Consider the following 17,187-nt stretch of genomic DNA (forward strand, 5'->3'; position numbering starts at 1 on the left):
CGTTCTCGCCTGACGCCGGTGTGACGTGGGAGACGCACTTGGCGAGGCCTCGCACGAACAGCGATAGCTGCTCGTGCAAGGCCGCAACCGTCGGCGCGCCGCGCCCTCAGCCGTTCAGATCGAGCTCCACACCGACGCCCCGTGCCCGCGCCTCGCGCACGAGCAGATCGGCGATCGCTAGGTCCTGCGCGCCGATGCCCACCGAGTCGAACAGGGTGATCTGGTCGGGGCTCGTGCGGCCGGGGCGGAGGCCCGCGAGGACCTGGCCGACGGTGCCGACCACGTCGGGCAGGGTGAGTGCGCCCTCCCCCACAGCCAGCATGAGGTCCCCCGACTTGGTCTCGGCCGTCGCCATGTCGTCGACCCAGACCGAGGACCGAGCCATCGTCACCGAGTCGACCTCGCGCTCGTCCGGCCGAGGGCGGGCGCCGACGACGTTGAGGTGCTGGCCGGGCCGAAGCCAGTCTCCGCGGATGATCGGGGTGACGGAGGGGGTGAGCGTGCAGATCGCATCCGCTTGGGCGAACACCGACGCGCACTCGTCGACCACCTCGATGGCACCGTCCCATTCGAGAGAGTCGGCGAGGGCCGCCGCGCGCTCCGGGGTGCGCGACCAGATGACCAGCCGATTCCAGTCCCGCACACCCCGCAGAGCCTCGACGTGCTCGCGGGCGAGCCCGCCCGCTCCCACCAGGCCCAGCACACGGCTGCCCTCGCGGGACAGGGCTCGGGTCGCGACCGCGCTGGCCGCGGCGGTGCGCACCCGGGTGGGCACCCCGCCATGCAGCAGGGCCACCGGGGCTCCGTCCTCGCGGTCGAGTACCACGATCATCGAACGTTGGGTGGGCAGGCCACGAGCGGAGTTGTCAGGCACGTCGGCGAGCAGTTTCACCGCCGCGGTGCCGGTGGTGTCCGACAGCGCCGCCATGAGCACGTAGCGACCGGTTCCCGCGTTCGTGCCCATCGAGGTGGGCCGCGGCTGGTCGGCCGCCCCTCTCGCGATGTCGGTGAAGACCTGTGCGACGGCCCGCTCGGTGGCCGGCCGGTCGACCAGGTCTTCGAGTTGGGACGCGGTGAGCACGATCATGCGGCAGCCGTGAGCTCGAGGCTGTGTGCCACGACCGCGCCGCGGAACAGGACGGTGCGGTCGGGCAGCCGGTCCATCACTGCGCTGGTGACGGTCTCGCCGGTGACAAGTTGCAGGTCGGCGGGGTCGCCGACGGCGACACCGGGGCGGTCGAGGTGCCCCCGCAGCGCCGGTGCGGTGCCGAGCACCGAGCGCCCGCCGACGGTGGCCACCGCGACGCAGTGCTCGATGTCTTCGTCGCGACGAAAGTTGTTCGTGAAGGCCATCTGCCAGGTGCGGTCGAGCATGTCAGCGTTGCCATACGGCGACCAGTAGTCCCGCTGGCCGTCCTCACCGAGGCCCAGCCGGATGCCGTGTTCGGCGAGCAGCAGCGTCGGCAACGGCGTCGCGGGGGCGATGGTCGCCCAGGCGATGTCGAGTTCGGCGAATTGCTCGAGCAGAGGCACCAGTTGCGCCTGGGGCAGCTGGCCGAGGCCGTAGCCGTGCGAGATGGTGACCCGGCCGGTCATGCCGTGGGCGCGGGTGCGCTCCACGATCAGCTCGGCCGAGAACTTCGCCAGTTGATCCGGCTCGTGCAGGTGGATGTCGATGGGAGCGTCGAAGCGTTCGGCCAGCCCGAAGACCAGGTCGAGATGCTTCGCGGGGTCGCGGTCGAGCAGGCACGGGTCGATGCCCCCGACCACGTCGGCGCCCTGGCGCATGGCCTCTTCGAGCAGTTCGAAGGAGCCCTCCTCGCGCAGCAATCCGGCCTGCGGGAACGCGATCACCTCTACCGTGGCGCGATCCTGGTGCGCCTCCTTGGCCGCAAGCACGCCCTGCAACCGATCGAGGCCCGCATCCACGTCGACCTGGGCGTAGCTGCGCACGCTCGTGGTGCCGTGCGCGATCATGCGGCCCAGGGTCTCGGTGGTGCGCTCGGCGATCGAGGTCTCCGCGCTGCGCCAGTTGGCCCGGTCGTTGAGCATCATGCCCCAGACGCCGGGCGCACCCGTGTGTTCGCGGAACGGCAAGCCGAGGCGGGTGGAGTCGAGGTGCACGTGCACGTCGGCGAAAGACGGCAGCAGGATGCGGCCCCGGCCCTCGATCAGCGTCTCTCCGGCCTGCGGAGCGGTGCCGGGTGGGAGCACCTCGGCAATGACCCCGTCGACCAGTCGGACGTCGGCCGCGGCGCCACCCCAGGGGCGTGCATCAGTGATCAGCGCGCGACTCACTTGAAGCTTGTCTGGGTGAAGTCGAACAGGCCGTCGGCGCGGGGCGTCCAGTCGAGGTCGGGGTCGGCGGCGTAGTTGTTCATCGGCACATAGAGCGGCACGTAGTAGCCCTGCTCGTTGCTGTAGCTGAGCAGCTCGGAGAACACCTCGAGGCGGCTCTCGCCCTCCACACCGCGCTGCTCGGCGGCCAGTTCGGCGGTGCGGGGGTCCTGCGCGTAGTTGTTGTTACCAGCCGGCTCGTACAGGTCGGTGAGCGGCAGGTCACCGTCCACGGTGGAGGGCGCCCAGGTGTTCAGGTAGATCCCCTCCATCTCCCGGCCGCGTACCTTGAGGGTGTGTGCCTGCTGGTCGGCGCCGCGCAGGTCGATCGTGATGCCGACATCCTGGAGTGAGGCCTGGATGGTCTGAGCCACATCGGCGGAGAGCGGAATGCGACCGTCGGTCGCGTAGTCGAACGGAATCTGCTCCCCGGCGTATCCGGCTTCGGCGAGCAGCTCACGGGCCCGGTCGGGGTCGTAGCCCGGGTCCTTCACCTCGTCGCTGTAGCCCTCAACGGCGGGGGCGAGGGTCGTGGAGGCGGGCTCGGCGAGCCCGGAGAGCAGGCCGTCGGTGATGGCCTCCTTGTCGATGGCGAGACCGATGGCCTCGCGGATGCGCACATCCGTCAGCACGCCGCTGGTGGAGTTGACGCCGAGGAAAACGACACCGTTGGAGAGCGCGGAGAACACCTGGGCGGAATCCTGGCTCTCGACCGATTCCACTTGGGTCGGGCCGATGGGGGCCACGTCGAGGCTGCCGGACAGCACTCCGTTGACCCGGGATTCGTCGGAGGAGACCGGCTGCAGCGAGATCGATTCGATCGCCGGCGCTGTGCCCCAGTAGTCGTCGTTGCGCACGAGGTCGTAGGAGACACCGGTCTGGATCTTGTCGAAGAGGTAGGGGCCCGAGCCGATCGGGGCCTGCGCGAACGCGTCGGCTCCCATCTCCTGGTAGGTGTCGGCGGGCACGATCGAGATCAGGGAGGTGTTGCGGGGGAACGCCGAGAACGGCGACTTGAGGGTGAAGCGCACGGTGAGATCGTCGACTGCTTCGACCGAGGCGACCGAGCTGAGGTAGGCGAAGTTCTCGCCGGTGGGGTCGGCGAGGATGGTCTGGTAAGAGAAGGCCACATCCTCGGCGGTGATGGCCTCGCCGTTGCTGGCGGTAACACCCTCCTGCAGGGTGAAGTCCCACTGGGTGAGGTCGTCGTTGGCGGTCCACTCGGTGGCGAGTTTGGGCGCGAGCTCGCCGTCCGCGGTGATGGTAACGAGCTGGTCGAAGGTGTGGAAGAACACCGACAGCACCACGAGGGCGCCCGACTCGATCGGGTCCATCGACGTGGGGTCGGTCGGGATCGCGGCGACGATTCGGGTTGGGGTGTCGCCCGAGGCGGCGTCACCGCCGTCGTCGAAACCCCCGGCGCACCCCGAGAGCATCAGGGTTCCGGTTGCGGCGAGCGCGCCGATGCTGAGCATCCGGCGGCGGAAGGTGGACGTGGGCATGGGGATCCTCATTTCGATGGGTGACGCAGGAGGTGAAGGGTGACTTGGGAGATTAGGAGGCGACGGCTGTGCGCGCGGTGCGGCGCGGTCCGTCGAGGCGCGGGACTGCGGCTAGCAGTTGGCGGGTGAACGGATGCTGCGGGTCGCTGAAGATCTGCGCCGTCGGCGCCTCCTCCACGACACGGCCGTGCTGCATGACGATCACCCGGTCGGCGATGCTGCGCACGACGCCGAGGTCGTGTGAGATGAAGAGGTAGCCGAGGCCGTGCTCGCGTTGCAGGGTGTCGAGCAGGGTGAGCACCTGGGCTTGGATGGAGACGTCGAGCGCTGAGACGGGTTCGTCGAGCACCAGTAGCTTGGGCCGCAGGGCGAGAGCGCGGGCGATGCCGACCCGCTGCCGTTGGCCGCCGGAGAGCTGACCGGGGAGCCGTTTGGCGTACGACTCGTCGAGGCCGACATCGGCCAGCAGCGCCCCGACCGTCGCGCGGTCGTAGACGCGGCGAATGCGCAACGGTTCGGCCACTAGCTCGTGCACGGTCAGCCGCGGGTCGAGCGCCGAGTACGGGTCTTGGAAGACGATCTGGGCGAGCTCGCGCTCCGCGGCCGTGCGGCCCGCGAGCTCCGAGCGCAGCCGGACTCCGCCGACGATGACCGTGCCCGCTGCGGCGGGTTGGATGCCGAGCACGGCTTTCGCGAGCGATGACTTGCCGCAGCCGGATTCCCCGACTACCGCCACGGTTTCGCCGGCGGCGATGCGCACCGAGACGCCGTCGACGGCGCGGACCGGGGTTTTGCGGCCGGACACCCTGTAGTCGACGACGATGTTCTCGGCGTCCAGCGCATCCGCTTCGCCGGTGCGTACCGCGGGGGTCGCCCGTTCCTGCTCGGCGGGCATCGCTGCCATGAGGCGTCGGGTGTAGTCCTCGGCCGGTGCCGCGAGCACCGCGCGGGTGGCGCCGGTTTCGACGACCCGGCCGTGGTGCATCACAGCGAGTCGGTCGCTGTTCTCGGCGACGAGGCCGAGATCGTGGGTGATCAGCACCAGGGCCGAGCCGGTGCGCTCCCGCACCTCGGCGAGGAGGTCCATCACCTGCGCCTGCACGGTCACGTCGAGCGCGGTGGTGGGCTCGTCGGCGATCAGGAGCAGCGGGTCGTGTGCGATGGCCATGGCGATCATCGCGCGTTGACGCATCCCTCCCGACCACTGGTGCGGGCGGGTGGCGGCGCGCTCGGCGGCGTGACGCACGCCCACCGACGAAAGCAGTTCGATGGCGCGCTCACGGGCGGCGCGCCGGCCGAGCCGTGGCGCGTGTACCCGCACGGCCGAGGCCACTTGGGCGCCGACGGCTCGCAGCGGGTCGAGGGAGGACATCGGGTCTTGGAAGACCATGGCGGCGGTGCGCCCGCGGAGAGCGCGGAGTTCGCGCTCGCCGGCCCAGACGCCCGCCTCGACATCGACGAGCACGCGGTCGTCGAGAACGATGCGGCCCCCGGTGACGCGGGTGCCGACCGGCAGCAGGCCGAGGGCTGCGAGCACGGTGAGGCTCTTGCCCGAACCGGACTCCCCCACGACGCCGAGGGACTCACCACGGTCGACCCGCAGAGAGACGCCGTCGACGAGAACGCGTGGTGTCTCACCGTCGGTCTCGATGCGCAGATCGTCGATACGTAGAACGGCGCTCATCGCATTCCTCCCTTTCGCAGCAGGCCGCCGCGGGTCTCCGCCGTGAATTGTTGGCTCAGAAACTGCACGCCGCCGACGGCGAGGAGCAGCATCAGGCCGGGCAGCAGAGCCAGCCACGGGTCACCGGCCAGGTGACGCTGGCCGTCGAAGATCATCGAGCCCCAGCTGGGTACGGGCGGCTGCACGCCGAGGCCGAGATACTCGAGCGACGAAGTGATCAGCACGATCGTAGCGACGTCGGTCGCCGCGATGATGAGGGTGTGCGGCCACACATTGGGCACGATGTGCCGGGTGAGCACCCACACGGAGTCGGCGCCCTGGGTGAGCGGGGAGACCACGAAGTCCTGTCGGCGGAGCGCCGCGGCGATGTTTCGGGTGACCCGGGCGTAGCCCACCCACCAGGTGCAGCCGAGCACCAGGATGGTCAGGCCGGCGCTGGGTCGCAGCACCGCGCAGATGGCGATGAGCAGCAGCACGACGGGCATTGCCAGGGTCACGTTGCTCACCAGGGTGATGAGCGCCTCGAGGCGGCCACCGTAGTACCCGGCGAGAATGCCGACCAGGCTGCCCAGAACGGCATTCATGATCACGATCAGCACGGTCATGCCCAGGGTTACGGCCGAGGCGAGCGCGAGACGGCTGAGCAGGTCACGGCCGAGCGCATCGGTGCCGAGCGGATGCGCCGGGTCGGTGAAGGGCGGCAGCAGCGCCGCGCGCAGGTCTTGGCCCATCGGGTCGTAGCCGGGCAGCAGCGGCACGAGGGCGGTGAGCAGGAGCACCGTGCCGAGCATAAGAGCGCCGACGATGGCACCGGGCCGTGGCCGCCAGCGTTGCACGACGGGGGCCGTGGCCAGGGTGAGTGAGGTGGTCATGCGGCCGCCGTCCTGGTGTCGATGCGGCGCACGAGTACGTCTACCGCGGTATTGACGATCACGAAGGCGAGGGCCACGAAGACCAGGCCAGCCTGCACGATCGGGAAGTCGCGTTGGCTGACCGCGTCCGTGAGGAGTTTGCCGAGACCGGGCCACGCGAAGACGACCTCCACGACGACGGTGCCGCCGAGCAGGCCGCCGAGGTTGAGGCCGGCCATGCCGAGCACCGGCACGATCGCGTTCGGCAGCATCCGGGTGAACAGCACTGTCGAGCGGCGTTGGCCCTGGGCGATGGCGGTGCGAACGAAGTCCTGCCCGGCTTGCTCGCTCAGCGCGGCATCCAGCAGTCGCAGGTACATGACGAACTGGCCGGTGGCCAGGGTGACGACAGGCAGCACGAGGCTCGCGTAGCTTGTGCGTCCCAGCGACGGGAGGGCGCCGAGCAGAACCGAGAACACCAGCACCAGCAGCAGGGCGAAGAAGAAGTCGGGCACCGACTGGCGCAGGGCACCGGCCCAGCCAACGATGGCCCGCAACACCCGGCTGCCCGTGAGCTGGATGGCCAGGGCCGCGACGACCGCGAGTGCGAGGCCGATCACGAAAGCCCAGAACGCGAGCTCGATGGTGGCGGGCACTCGCTCGAGAACGAGACCGAGCGCGGATTCGCGCAGGCGGTAGGAGCCGCCGAAATCGCCGGTAACAAGGCCGGCGAGGGTGTCGAGGTACTGCACGAGGAGGGGGCGGTCGAAGCCGAGCGCGGAATTGAGCGCTTCGACATCGGCCTGGGTCGCGTTGTCGGGCAGGAGCAGCGCACCGGGTTCACCGGTGGCACGGCCGAGCACGAAGGCGATGGTCACCACGGCGAGCACTGTGGCGACGGCGAGGGCCAATCGGCGGGCGATGAATACGAGCACGTCACTGACGCTATGTGACCGTCTGCCCGGCACGGGCCGGCGTAACACGCTCGTCACATACTTCTTACGTCAGCGTCACTCTCGCATACCAAAACGTGCCCAAATCGGTGGTTCTTGCTCGGAATGCCATCTTTGGTATTCCAAAGGCGACGTGGTGGACGTGTCAGAATGGTGTTCATGAGCCTCGAGCAAACCCCAGCGCGCATCGCCAACGTTCTGCGCGAGCAGATCATCACGGGCGAGCTGAAGATGGGGTCGAAGCTCAATGAGCGCGAGATCGCCGAGCGACTGCAGGTGTCGCGCATTCCCGTACGAGAAGCACTGCCGATCCTCGAATCCGAGGGTTTCATCAGCTCACAACCGCGGCGCGGCGCGGTCGTGCACGCGCTCACTCTCACCGACGCCGCCGAGCTCTTCGATCTTCGCCGTCAACTCGAACCGATGGCGTCGGCGTTCGCCGCACGACGGGCCGCCGCGGGCGCCGACGTCGAGCCGATGCTTGCCGCGCTCCGCACCGCCCGTGGCGCTATCGCTCCGGTCAAGGCGCTGGACACCCTCGACGAGGGCGCCCCACCGTCGACACGAAATTCCGACCTGCACGAGGAGATCATCGCCCTCGCCGATCACGCCCTGCTGCAGCGCGTGACCAAACTCATGAGTGGGCGCGTTCGCTGGCTTTTCCGGCTCACTCCTCAGCGCGACACCACGGCGATGTGGGCTGAACACCGCGAAATCGTCGACGCCATCGTCGCCGGGCAGGCCGACGTCGCCGAGCTCCTCACCGCGGCACACGTGGAGCGGGGACGCTTCGAGTCGATGCCGCTGCTTGCCGAACTACTGCCCTCCGCGGCGCCCGCCTCGCTCCGGAGACGGCGGAAGGCGAGCTAGCACTCAGCGTCGCCCGACGGTTCCCGGGCGCGGGGCATCCTAGGCTCGGACGTATGGCACTCCAGATCACGACAGCGTACGCTCTGCGGGCGACGGAGTACGCCGAGCAACTGGGCTCAATGACGTCGGTGCATCCCCAGGATCTGCAGCTGGTCACCGGGTGGGCCGATCGGCTCGACGGCCCAGTGATCGATGCTGGCTGCGGTCCGGGGCATTGGACGGGGCCCCATGGGGCGATCCTGGCTCGCGTTTCCGCGGGAGCGGATCCCACCCCTCGCATTCAGAGCCAACGATGAAGAGCTCTGGAGCCGATCACGCTGGGCATCTACGACTACCCGAGGGTGCCATCGCTCCCCAACGAGGCAGCCCCGGTGCGGTACCGTCATGGTGAGATCCGGACAACGGCGCGTGGGGAATGGGGCAACGGTGAGAGGCAACGGTTCTCCCGCGACCATGCAAGACGTCGCCCGCCTCGCCGGGGTCTCGGTCAAGACCGTCTCCAACGTTCTCTCGGGCTACGAGCACGTCAGCACGCGCATGCGCGACAGGGTCATGAGCGCCGTGACCGAGCTGGACTACGAGATCAACATCTCCGCCCGCAACCTCCGGTCGGGGCGCACTAAGGTGATCGGGCTCGCCGTTCCCGAACTCAGCCAGGCTTACTTCGCCGAACTTGCGGATGCCGTCATCCGGGCCGCGAAGGCTCACGACTACACCGTGCTGATCGAGCAGACCAGCACCGACAATGACGAGATCGCCACGGTCGCCGCCATGCGCCGCCACGCCATCGACGGCCTTATCTTTAGCCCCATCGCGCTGGGCCCCGGCGACGTCAGCGGCCTGTCCGTGGACTTCCCCGTGGTCGTCTTGGGCGACTGGGTCGAGGGCAGCCCTGCCGACCACATCACCCTGCCGAACACGGCCGCGATCCGCACCGCCACCGAGCACCTGCTCGACCTGGGGCGCCGCCGCATCGCCGTCGTCGGCGCGCATCCGGAGGGACCGGTCGGCACCAGCGCCCTCCGGTTCAACGGCTATGCGGAGGCACTCACCGTTCGGGGCATCGAGATCTCGCCCGAACTGGTCGCCGAGGTGCCGCTCTGGCACCGCGCCGATGGCGCGGCGGCCGTCACGCAGTTGCTGGCCGCCGGCACGGAGTTCGACGGCGTCGTCTGTTTCAACGACGCCCTCGCCCTCGGTGCCATGAGCGCCTTGCAGCTTGCCGGCCTCCGCGTTCCCGAGGACGTCGCCGTAGTGGGCTTCGACGACATCGAAGACGCACGTTTTTCCAGCCCGGCACTCACCACCATCTCCCCCGGCCGCGAGGAACTGGCCCGCCTGGCCGTCGACCGGGTGCTCGCGCGCATCGAAGCCGGCGGCGACGCCGCGGAATCGGTGCACGTGGAGGTCGGCTACTCGCTCGAGGTGCGCGCGTCTACGGTTAGCCCCTCCGCGAAGCCCGTCCCCGCCGCCATGGAGCCCCTGCTCCACGACTAAGCCGGCCGATGCGCCCGTTTGCACCGCGGTGTTGACAGCGCTCAAATCATGCCGTACCTTCAAATTTACATCGATGTAAATTACGTCGAAGCCCGTTTCTAGTGACTTCCCGACAGCGTTGTGGGAAGCAGATTGCAGGTACCCAGTGAAGAAGCTGTTGGCCGCCTTTGCGGCTTCCGCCGTCGTCGTTTCCGGTCTGTCCGGCTGCGCCGCCGCCACCCCCGCCGCTAGCGAGGGGCCCGTCGCCCTGACCTTCTGGCACGGCTACACCGAGGCCGACGGCGATGTGCTCAGCGGCATCGTGGAGGACTTCAACGCGTCGCAGGACGACGTGGTGGTCACCACCCAGACCAAGACCTGGGCGGTCATCGACGACACCCTCCTGACGGCGCTGTCGTCGGGCGAAGGCCCGCAGATCGTCGCAATGCCCGCCGAGCGCCTCCCGGTCTACGCATCCAAGAAGGCCCTGGTCAACCTCGATGACTTCTACGCGGATGACACGAGCAACACGGCGGAGCTGAACGAGGAGGCCGTGGCGATGGAGACCGTCGAGGGTTCCAAGTACGGCGTGCCGACCGGTTTCGTGCCGCTGTCGGTCTTCTACGACAAAGACAAGCTGGCCGCCGCCGGGGTCACGACCTTCCCGGCCACCTGGGACGACTGGGTCGCCGCCGCGAAGGCCACCACCATCGACGCGGATGGCGACGGCACGCCCGAACAGTACGGCATGGCGCTGCCCGACCACGGCACCGTCGGCAACGGCGTCTGGGCGAGCCTCTTCGAGGGCGGCGGCGGCTCGATCACGAACGACGACGGTACCAAGGCCACCGTGGACTCGGCCGCCAACATCGACACCCTCACCTACTGGGCCGACGCCGTGCAGCAGGATTTGATCTCCCCCACCGGTCTGGACGGCATCGACGCCGACGCCCTCTTCACCTCGGGCAAGGCTGTCATGCACATCGGCGGCCCCTGGATGACGGGTCTCGCCACCGACGCCGGCATCAACTACGGCATCGCGGCCATTCCGGCCGGCCCCGACGCCCAGGCCGCGTCGGCGATCGGCGTCTCGATGGCCGTCACCGCTCAGGCGACGGATGCCGAACAAGCCGCCGCGCAGGACTTCCTGGCTTACTTCAACAAGAAGGATGTGGCCACAGCATGGTCACTCGGTTCCGGTTGGCCGGCGCTGCGCACCGACGTGACCGCGGAAGACGTCAGCGCGAACGCCACCGTCGCCGCCCTCACCGAAATCTCCGACACCAGCCGGGCGCTCCTGCCCGGCGTCGTGAACAGCACCGATGTGCTGACCGCCGTGGACGAGGCCACCCAGAAGGCACTTGCCGGCGGTGACCCTGCCGAGCTGCTCGCCGCCGCACAGGCATCCGTGCAGCAGGCGCTGGACAACTGAGCCGGAATCCGATGACGACTTCATCTCTCCAACGACGCCGACCGTGGCGCCCGCCCGGTCAGCTCGGCGGCAGACGACCGCTGAACGACGGCTTCCGCCGGCGGGCCGTCGTCGTCGGGTTCCTGGCCCCGGCCCTGATCATCCTCACGGCCTTCGTGGGCTGGCCGATGTTCTCGGCCCTCCGGCTCTCCTTCACCGACGCCAGCGGCTTCGGGCAGGAAACCTGGGTGGGCCTGGAGAACTACGCGCGGGTCTTCACCGATCCGAGCATCCTGCAGTCGATCGGGAACACCGGGTTGTACGCCGTGTTGTTCACGCCCGTCGCCCTGATCGTGGCGCTGGTGCTCGCCCTCGCGGTAAACAGTCCGCAGCTGCCGTTCCGCGGGTTCTTCCGCACCACACTGTTCCTTCCGTTCATTGTGTCGCTGGCCGTCGCCGCGTTCGCCTGGTCGTACCTGCTCGACCCGCAGATCGGGCTGTTGAACTATTGGCTGCAGGCAGTGGGCATCCGGATCGGCAACGTTCTGGAGGATCCGGCGCTGGCCATGCCCACCGTGGTGCTCGTGGCCGTGTGGAAAAGCTTCGGCTTTTACATGGTGATCTTTCTGGCCGGCCTGCAGGACATTCCCAAGAGCCTGTATGAGGCGGCGGCGCTCGACGGTGCCAACGGATGGCGCCGGTTCACGAACGTGACCTTCCCAATGCTCAGCAACACGATGGCCTTCGTGGTCGTGATCGCACTGATCGCCGCGCTGCAGGCGTTCGACCAGATCTATGTGCTCACCGGAGGCGGCCCGTACCGGAGCACGCAGACGATCGTGATGGAGATCTACCAGTCCGGGTTCAAGGACCTCGAACTCGGCTTCGCCTCCGCACTGTCATACGTCCTGCTGGTGGCCACACTGCTGCTCAGCCTCGTACAGTTCCTGTTCTTCGGTCGGCGTGGAGAGGACACCAGCTCATGACCAGCACCCTCAGCCGGGCGGCACTCCCGACCCCGGCATCCACCCGCACCGTTCGCCGACGCCCACCACGGATCAGCCTGACCCAGACCCTCTATTTCGTCGGCTTCCTGGTCGTGACTGCGGCGATCATGCTGCCCGTCATCATCATTGTGTTGACCGCGTTCAAGCCGGCCTCCGAAGTTAACGCCTTCCCACCCACGCTCACCCCGACCCAGTGGACGCTCGACAACTTTCGGGCGATCTTCTCCGAGCTGCCATTCGCGCGGCTGATCGGCAACAGCTTCGTCTTCGCCGGCGGGGTCACCCTGTTCGCCCTGGTGTTCGACTCGCTCGCCGCCTACGCGTTGGCCCGGCTGGATTTCCGGGGCAGCAAGGTGCTGTTGATCGTCATCATCGCCAGCCTGATGATCCCGTTTCAGGCGACGCTGATCCCGATCTACCAGCTGGTCTCCGACCTGGGCTGGGTGAACACCTTTGCTGGGCTGATCCTGCCGCGGGCGGCCGACGCGTTTGGCATCTTCTTCCTCCGGCAGTTCTTCCTGTCCCTCCCGCGGGACCTCGACAATGCCGCCCGGATCGACGGGGCCTCAGAGTTTCGGGTGTTCTGGAGCGTGGTGCTGCCCAACGCCATCCCGGCGCTGCTCACGCTAGGCATCTTCACCTTCGTCAACAACTGGAACGACCTGCTCTGGCCGTTGGTGTTCACCACCGAATCGGACCACGGCACCATCACCTCGGGCCTGACCCTATTGACCGGCCCCGGCGGCATCATCCCCCAGGGCGTGATGATGGCAGGCGCCCTCATCGCCGTGCTGCCCCTCGCAATCCTCTTCCTGCTGGTTCAGCGGCGCTTCATTGAGAGCGTCGCGAGCAGCGGCCTGAAATAGCCCGCCGCCATCCACTGACCACCATCACCACTGAATCGAGCAACATGACCTGGTTTGACGACGGCCGACTGCACTTCGCGGTCGGCATCGAGGACACCTTCGTGCCGCAGGCCCGCCCGGGCGAGCGCGCCATCGATGAATACGAGCTCACCGAGCACTACGCGCAATACGCCGGCGACCTGCAGCTGGCCAGCGATGTGGGCGCTGAGTTGGTGCGCTGGGGGGTGCCGTGGCATCGGGTGGCCGCCGAAAAGGGCCGATGGGACTGGTCGTGGGTGGACGGCGTGATGGCGCGGTATGCCGAGCTGGGGCTGCGCCCGGTGATCGATCTGCTGCACTACGGCACTCCCCTCTGGCTCGAGGGCCAGTTCTCGAACCCGGACTATCCCGACCACGTCACCGAGTACGCCCAGCGGTTCGCCGAACGGTACGGCGACGTCGCCACCGACTACACGCCGGTCAACGAGCCCGTCATCCACGCCCTGTTCTCCGGCGAGTACGCCTATTGGCCGCCCTATCTCTCGGGCCCGACCGGCATGGTGAGCATCGCCACCGCCCTCGCTGAGGGGTTCGTGAAGACTCAGCACGCGATTGCGTCGGTGCTCGGTGACCGGGCCACCTTTGTGCATGTTGATGCGGGCATCCGGTACTCGGGCGCCCTGGATGCCCCCGAGCACGCGGACACCGTCACGCGGCTTCGGCACCAGGGATTCCTCGTCGAGGATCTTGTCACCGGCGCCGTCGGGCCGGACCACCCTCTGCTGGGCCAGCTGGAACGGGGCGGCGCCGACGACTCTCTCCTCGACTGGTTCCGGGCGCATCCGGTTCGGCCCGATGTCATGGGCGTCAATTACTACCCGCTCCACTCCACCGAGGTGTTCGAGGCGGGCATTCATCACGGCGGCGGATTCGCCGATCCTCGCCCCTATGAAGACACCGGTACGGAGGGCCTGAGAGACGTACTCACCACCTGGGCCAACCGGTATGGCGCACCCGTGATGCTCACGGAGACGAGCGTGACCGGCACGGTCGATGAACGGCGTCGATGGCTCGATGCCTCGGTCGGCGCGCTCCACGAGCTCAAGGCCGACGGCGTCAACGTTGTGGGGTACACCTGGTGGCCGCTGTTCGATATGTACGAATGGACCTGGCGCCACACCGAGGCACCCCGGGCAGACCACTTGCTGACGATGGGTCTGCATGACTTGGTGGAAACACCGTCGGGGAGCCTGGCCCGGCGGCGCAACCCCGTGGCCGATACGTTTCAGCGGCATGCGACCCAGGCTCGGCTGGCGCCCGCTGCGATGGTTGAGGATTCGGCTGACGTCGTCGCCTGACACCGGCAGCAGATACCTCACCTCGACCAGGGCCGTGGGCACCCACACTGGGGGTTGGCGGATGCGCCCCGTGCGCTCATACGCTTCAATCTGCGTCGTGTTGGCGCGCCCACACGACGGGAATCCCTTTGACTCTGCCTTTAGCCGGTTGGTACCGAGACCCTGAAGACGGCGCGCTGCTGCGCTGGTGGACAGGCGCAGAGTGGTCAGATCAGCGGCGCACCGCCGAACCCATGCCGGTACCGCCGCCTGCCTACTACCCGGAACGTGGTGAGAGTGGCGAGACCGACGGCACAATCGACGCGTTCGCCACTGTGGAGATGACCGTCATGAAGAACGGCACCCTCACCATCATTGAGGCGAGCGTTGCCGACTACGAGCTGGACTCGAACGGCGACTGGATCGGCTTCTAATCCTGTAAGAGCCGGGATGCTGCGGCCTGGTCGAGCCCCCAGGCGCGCGCCCGGTGCTGAGTGAAGAGAGCGCGGAGCATCCTAGGCTCAGAGGTATGGCACCCGAGATCAGAGCCGCGTATGCGCGCCGTGCGGCGGAGTATGCGGAGCACCTGGGCTCGATCACGTCGGTGCATCCAGCGGACCTGCAGCTTGTCACCGGGTGGGCCGAGCGGCTCGACGGCTCACTGATCGATGCCGGCTGCGGCCCCGGGCAGTGGACCGGGCATCTCGCCGAGCGTGGGGTGAGGATTCGAGGTGTCGACCTGGTGCCGGGCTTCATCGACCACGCCCGACAGGCCTATCCGGAGGTATCTTTCGCGATCGGCGACATCGGTGCGCTGCCGGAACCACCCGGCACGGTTGCGGGCGTCCTCGCCTGGTACTCCCTCATTCACCACGAGCCGAAATCACTCCGGGAGGCGCTTTCCGAGTTCGCGCGTGTGCTGCGCCCGGGCGGCGAGCTTCTGCTCGGCTTCTTCGAGGGCCCGGTGGTCGAACCGTTCGAGCACGCCATCACGACGGCGTATCGATGGCCCGTAGCGGCCCTGAGCGACGAACTCCGCGCCGCTCACTACGACATCATCGAGACCCACACCCGCACCGGGCCCGGTCACCGGCCTCACGGCGCAATCCGCGCCTGCCTTTCCGCCAGAGCGGATGCCGCGAGATCGTTGCCAGACACCAGCCAGGTGGAAAGTAGGCGGTAGGGGCCGTGGAGGCCCCTACCGCCCGGTAGCAGTCGGTGGTGTGCCACACCCACGGATCCCCCACCGTGGCACCGCGGCAGATGGTTCCAAGCGGCACGGGCACTGCCTACCCCGTTCAACCGTGCTGCTTGATGCGAATGACCCCAATCTCGGGGCTCATCGCCATCTCTGCCGGCGGTGCCGTGCGGGGCCAGGTCCAGGCGGAGCGCAGGATGAAGGCCAGGATCAGCACCTCGACTCCGATGGTGAAGCCGTAGTAGAAGGCCCAGTCCCAGGACGCCCCGGCCGCGTTGAACACGCAGATGGGGATGAAAAGCACGGCAACGACGAGGTTCGTAGCACGGTTCACCCGGGCGGGCAGCGTCATGGAGAGCAGCACCATCAGGGTCGGGATCGCTATGAGCGCGAAGAAAATTGAAATCAATGTCCCGCTGATCTCGAACGCAAAGATGTCGCCTCCCCGGATTTCGTCGATTTCGCCGGGCTGGTAGAGGTGGAAGTAGTCGATGTATATGACGAGGAACATGAAGCTGGTCCAGGCTGCCGCGAGCTTGGCCTGCACTGAGATCCGCTGGTCTTCCAGCGCGGTGGTGGTGTGTTGACGTGTTTTCATCAGGTACTCCGTTGTTGTGGTGAGGATGGGTTGGTCCACGATCGCTGACGACGACCGCGGGCACTTTCTGTCCTTACGGTTGTAAGGATGAGAGCCATGCTAGCCTTACGTCCGTAAGTGCACAAGAATGGATCTATGGCATCGCGCACACCGCTCAGCAGGGATCGGATCATCAACGCCGCCGCCACCGTCGCTGATGGCGCGGGGGTCGCCGCCGTGAGTATGCGCAGTGTCGCGAAGGTTCTCGGCGTTGAGGCGATGTCGCTTTACCATCACGTGCCGAGCAAGGAGGCGCTGCTCGATGACCTGGCCGACTGGGTGTTCGCGAGGATCGAACTGCCCGAGGTCGGCGATAGCTGGCGGGAGGCGATCACCGCCCGGGCACGATCGGCACGGTCGGTGCTCACCGCTCATCCCTGGGCGCTGGGGATGATGGAATCGCGCCCCAATCCCGGCCCGGCGCTGCTGCAGCACCACGACCGGCTACTCGGCGTGCTCATGGCGGAGGGCTTCAGCGCCGCGCTCGCGACACACGCGTTCTCCGCGATCGACGCCTACGTGTATGGGTTCGCGCTGACCGAGACGAGCCTGCCCTTCGAACCGGGGGACGGCGCCGAGGAGGCGTTCGCCGTCAAGGTCGCGGCGCCGGCGGAGCTGTATCCGCACATTGCGCGCTCGCGCGCCGAGCTGTTCGGCGGGGGCGGTTATGCGTTCGCGGACGAGTTTGACTATGGGTTGGAGCTGCTGCTGGAGGGCCTGGGGCGTCGAGTCGCCGACGCGAGCCCCGCGTTACCTGGGCGGGTAACGCATCCCTGATGGGCCGGAGTCAGCTCTACCCATAAGCGCTCGTCACAAGTCAGATTTCCAATCTCGACGCCCTGGGGTGCTACGGTATCCGAGGCCCACGCAGGGCCACGACAATCTTCGATCGAAGGCAGGTGAGCGGCCATGGCTGGTGATAGTCCGCGCTCCACTCCCTCGGCGAATGTCGTTTTCGCTCTGACCTTCTAGGCCGGGCGTCGCGCTGGGAGTGGCGCGCAACTGAACCTCCATTGCGAGGTGACCTCTGGTGCACCGTCGAATCCCGACGTCTGCCTAGTCACCTACGGCTTGCTCAC

At 67.8% G+C, this 17,187-nt stretch carries 16 protein-coding genes and 1 pseudogene; 10 read left to right on the forward strand and 7 right to left on the reverse strand.

Annotation, left to right across the window (positions count from 1 at the left end):
* Positions 1-106: 106 nt before the first annotated feature.
* Genes B7495_RS12685 through B7495_RS12710 form a run of 6 tightly spaced genes read right to left on the reverse strand, consistent with a single transcriptional unit; the run spans position 107 to position 7,309 of the window.
* Positions 107-1,087 (reverse strand): ornithine cyclodeaminase family protein, encoded by a 981-nt coding sequence (locus tag B7495_RS12685; RefSeq protein WP_088456893.1) that lies wholly within the window; start codon positions 1,085-1,087, stop codon positions 107-109.
* Entirely contained in the window at positions 1,084-2,298 is a 1,215-nt protein-coding gene (locus B7495_RS12690) for an amidohydrolase family protein (RefSeq protein ID WP_240632239.1), read from the reverse strand. Before B7495_RS12690 ends, B7495_RS12685 begins: the two co-directional genes overlap by 4 nt.
* Positions 2,295-3,839, reverse strand: coding sequence for an ABC transporter substrate-binding protein (locus B7495_RS12695; protein ID WP_168195324.1), 1,545 nt, complete (start codon positions 3,837-3,839; stop codon positions 2,295-2,297). The genes B7495_RS12690 and B7495_RS12695 overlap by 4 nt, the downstream gene beginning before the upstream one ends.
* A gap of 52 nt (positions 3,840-3,891) precedes the next feature.
* Entirely contained in the window at positions 3,892-5,523 is a 1,632-nt protein-coding gene (locus B7495_RS12700; protein ID WP_088456895.1) for an ABC transporter ATP-binding protein, read from the reverse strand.
* The gene (locus B7495_RS12705) at positions 5,520-6,395 is read right to left on the reverse strand and encodes an ABC transporter permease (protein ID WP_088456896.1); all 876 of its coding nucleotides are present in this window, start codon (positions 6,393-6,395) and stop codon (positions 5,520-5,522) included. Before B7495_RS12705 ends, B7495_RS12700 begins: the two co-directional genes overlap by 4 nt.
* Positions 6,392-7,309, reverse strand: a complete 918-nt coding sequence (locus B7495_RS12710; protein ID WP_168195325.1) for an ABC transporter permease — start codon at positions 7,307-7,309, stop codon at positions 6,392-6,394. The genes B7495_RS12705 and B7495_RS12710 overlap by 4 nt, the downstream gene beginning before the upstream one ends.
* Positions 7,310-7,486: 177 nt before the next feature.
* Between B7495_RS12710 and B7495_RS12715 the strand changes: the two genes are divergently transcribed.
* From B7495_RS12715 to B7495_RS12750, 9 genes and pseudogenes are all read left to right on the forward strand, one after another.
* Entirely contained in the window at positions 7,487-8,197 is a 711-nt protein-coding gene (locus B7495_RS12715; protein ID WP_166788772.1) for a GntR family transcriptional regulator, read from the forward strand.
* Between the two features lie 453 nt (positions 8,198-8,650).
* Positions 8,651-9,694 (forward strand): LacI family DNA-binding transcriptional regulator, encoded by a 1,044-nt coding sequence (locus tag B7495_RS12720; RefSeq protein WP_240632240.1) that lies wholly within the window; start codon positions 8,651-8,653, stop codon positions 9,692-9,694.
* Between the two features lie 145 nt (positions 9,695-9,839).
* Positions 9,840-11,105, forward strand: coding sequence for an ABC transporter substrate-binding protein (locus B7495_RS12725; protein WP_088456900.1), 1,266 nt, complete (start codon positions 9,840-9,842; stop codon positions 11,103-11,105).
* 11 nt (positions 11,106-11,116) lie between these two features.
* Positions 11,117-12,070, forward strand: coding sequence for a carbohydrate ABC transporter permease (locus B7495_RS12730; RefSeq protein WP_088456901.1), 954 nt, complete (start codon positions 11,117-11,119; stop codon positions 12,068-12,070).
* Positions 12,067-12,957 (forward strand): carbohydrate ABC transporter permease, encoded by an 891-nt coding sequence (locus B7495_RS12735; RefSeq protein ID WP_088456902.1) that lies wholly within the window; start codon positions 12,067-12,069, stop codon positions 12,955-12,957. Before B7495_RS12730 ends, B7495_RS12735 begins: the two co-directional genes overlap by 4 nt.
* 44 nt (positions 12,958-13,001) lie before the next feature.
* A complete protein-coding gene (locus B7495_RS12740; protein ID WP_088456903.1) occupies positions 13,002-14,294 on the forward strand; it encodes a family 1 glycosylhydrolase in 1,293 nt (430 codons plus the stop codon).
* A 128-nt stretch (positions 14,295-14,422) separates the two neighbouring features.
* Positions 14,423-14,521: pseudogene (locus B7495_RS19670) on the forward strand (DUF2510 domain-containing protein); the annotation flags it as partial.
* A gap of 6 nt (positions 14,522-14,527) precedes the next feature.
* Positions 14,528-14,707, forward strand: coding sequence for a hypothetical protein (locus B7495_RS19380; RefSeq protein WP_240632241.1), 180 nt, complete (start codon positions 14,528-14,530; stop codon positions 14,705-14,707).
* A gap of 95 nt (positions 14,708-14,802) precedes the next feature.
* Complete coding sequence (locus tag B7495_RS12750) at positions 14,803-15,456, forward strand: class I SAM-dependent methyltransferase (RefSeq protein WP_088456905.1); 654 nt, start codon at positions 14,803-14,805, stop codon at positions 15,454-15,456.
* Positions 15,457-15,571: 115 nt separating this feature from the next.
* Here B7495_RS12750 and B7495_RS12755 read toward each other — a convergent pair whose 3' ends face one another.
* Positions 15,572-16,069 carry a DUF6326 family protein gene (locus B7495_RS12755; RefSeq protein WP_088456906.1) on the reverse strand — a complete coding sequence of 166 codons (498 nt, stop codon included), beginning with the start codon at positions 16,067-16,069 and terminating at the stop codon, positions 15,572-15,574.
* Positions 16,070-16,204: 135 nt separating this feature from the next.
* On the opposite strand from B7495_RS12755, the gene B7495_RS12760 reads away from it, so the two are divergent.
* Positions 16,205-16,885, forward strand: coding sequence for a TetR/AcrR family transcriptional regulator (locus tag B7495_RS12760; protein ID WP_088456907.1), 681 nt, complete (start codon positions 16,205-16,207; stop codon positions 16,883-16,885).
* Positions 16,886-17,187: the final 302 nt, after the last annotated feature.

Source organism: Cryobacterium sp. LW097 (assembly GCF_002205495.2).
In the GTDB taxonomy this organism is placed as follows: Bacteria; Actinomycetota; Actinomycetes; order Actinomycetales; family Microbacteriaceae; genus Cryobacterium; species Cryobacterium zongtaii.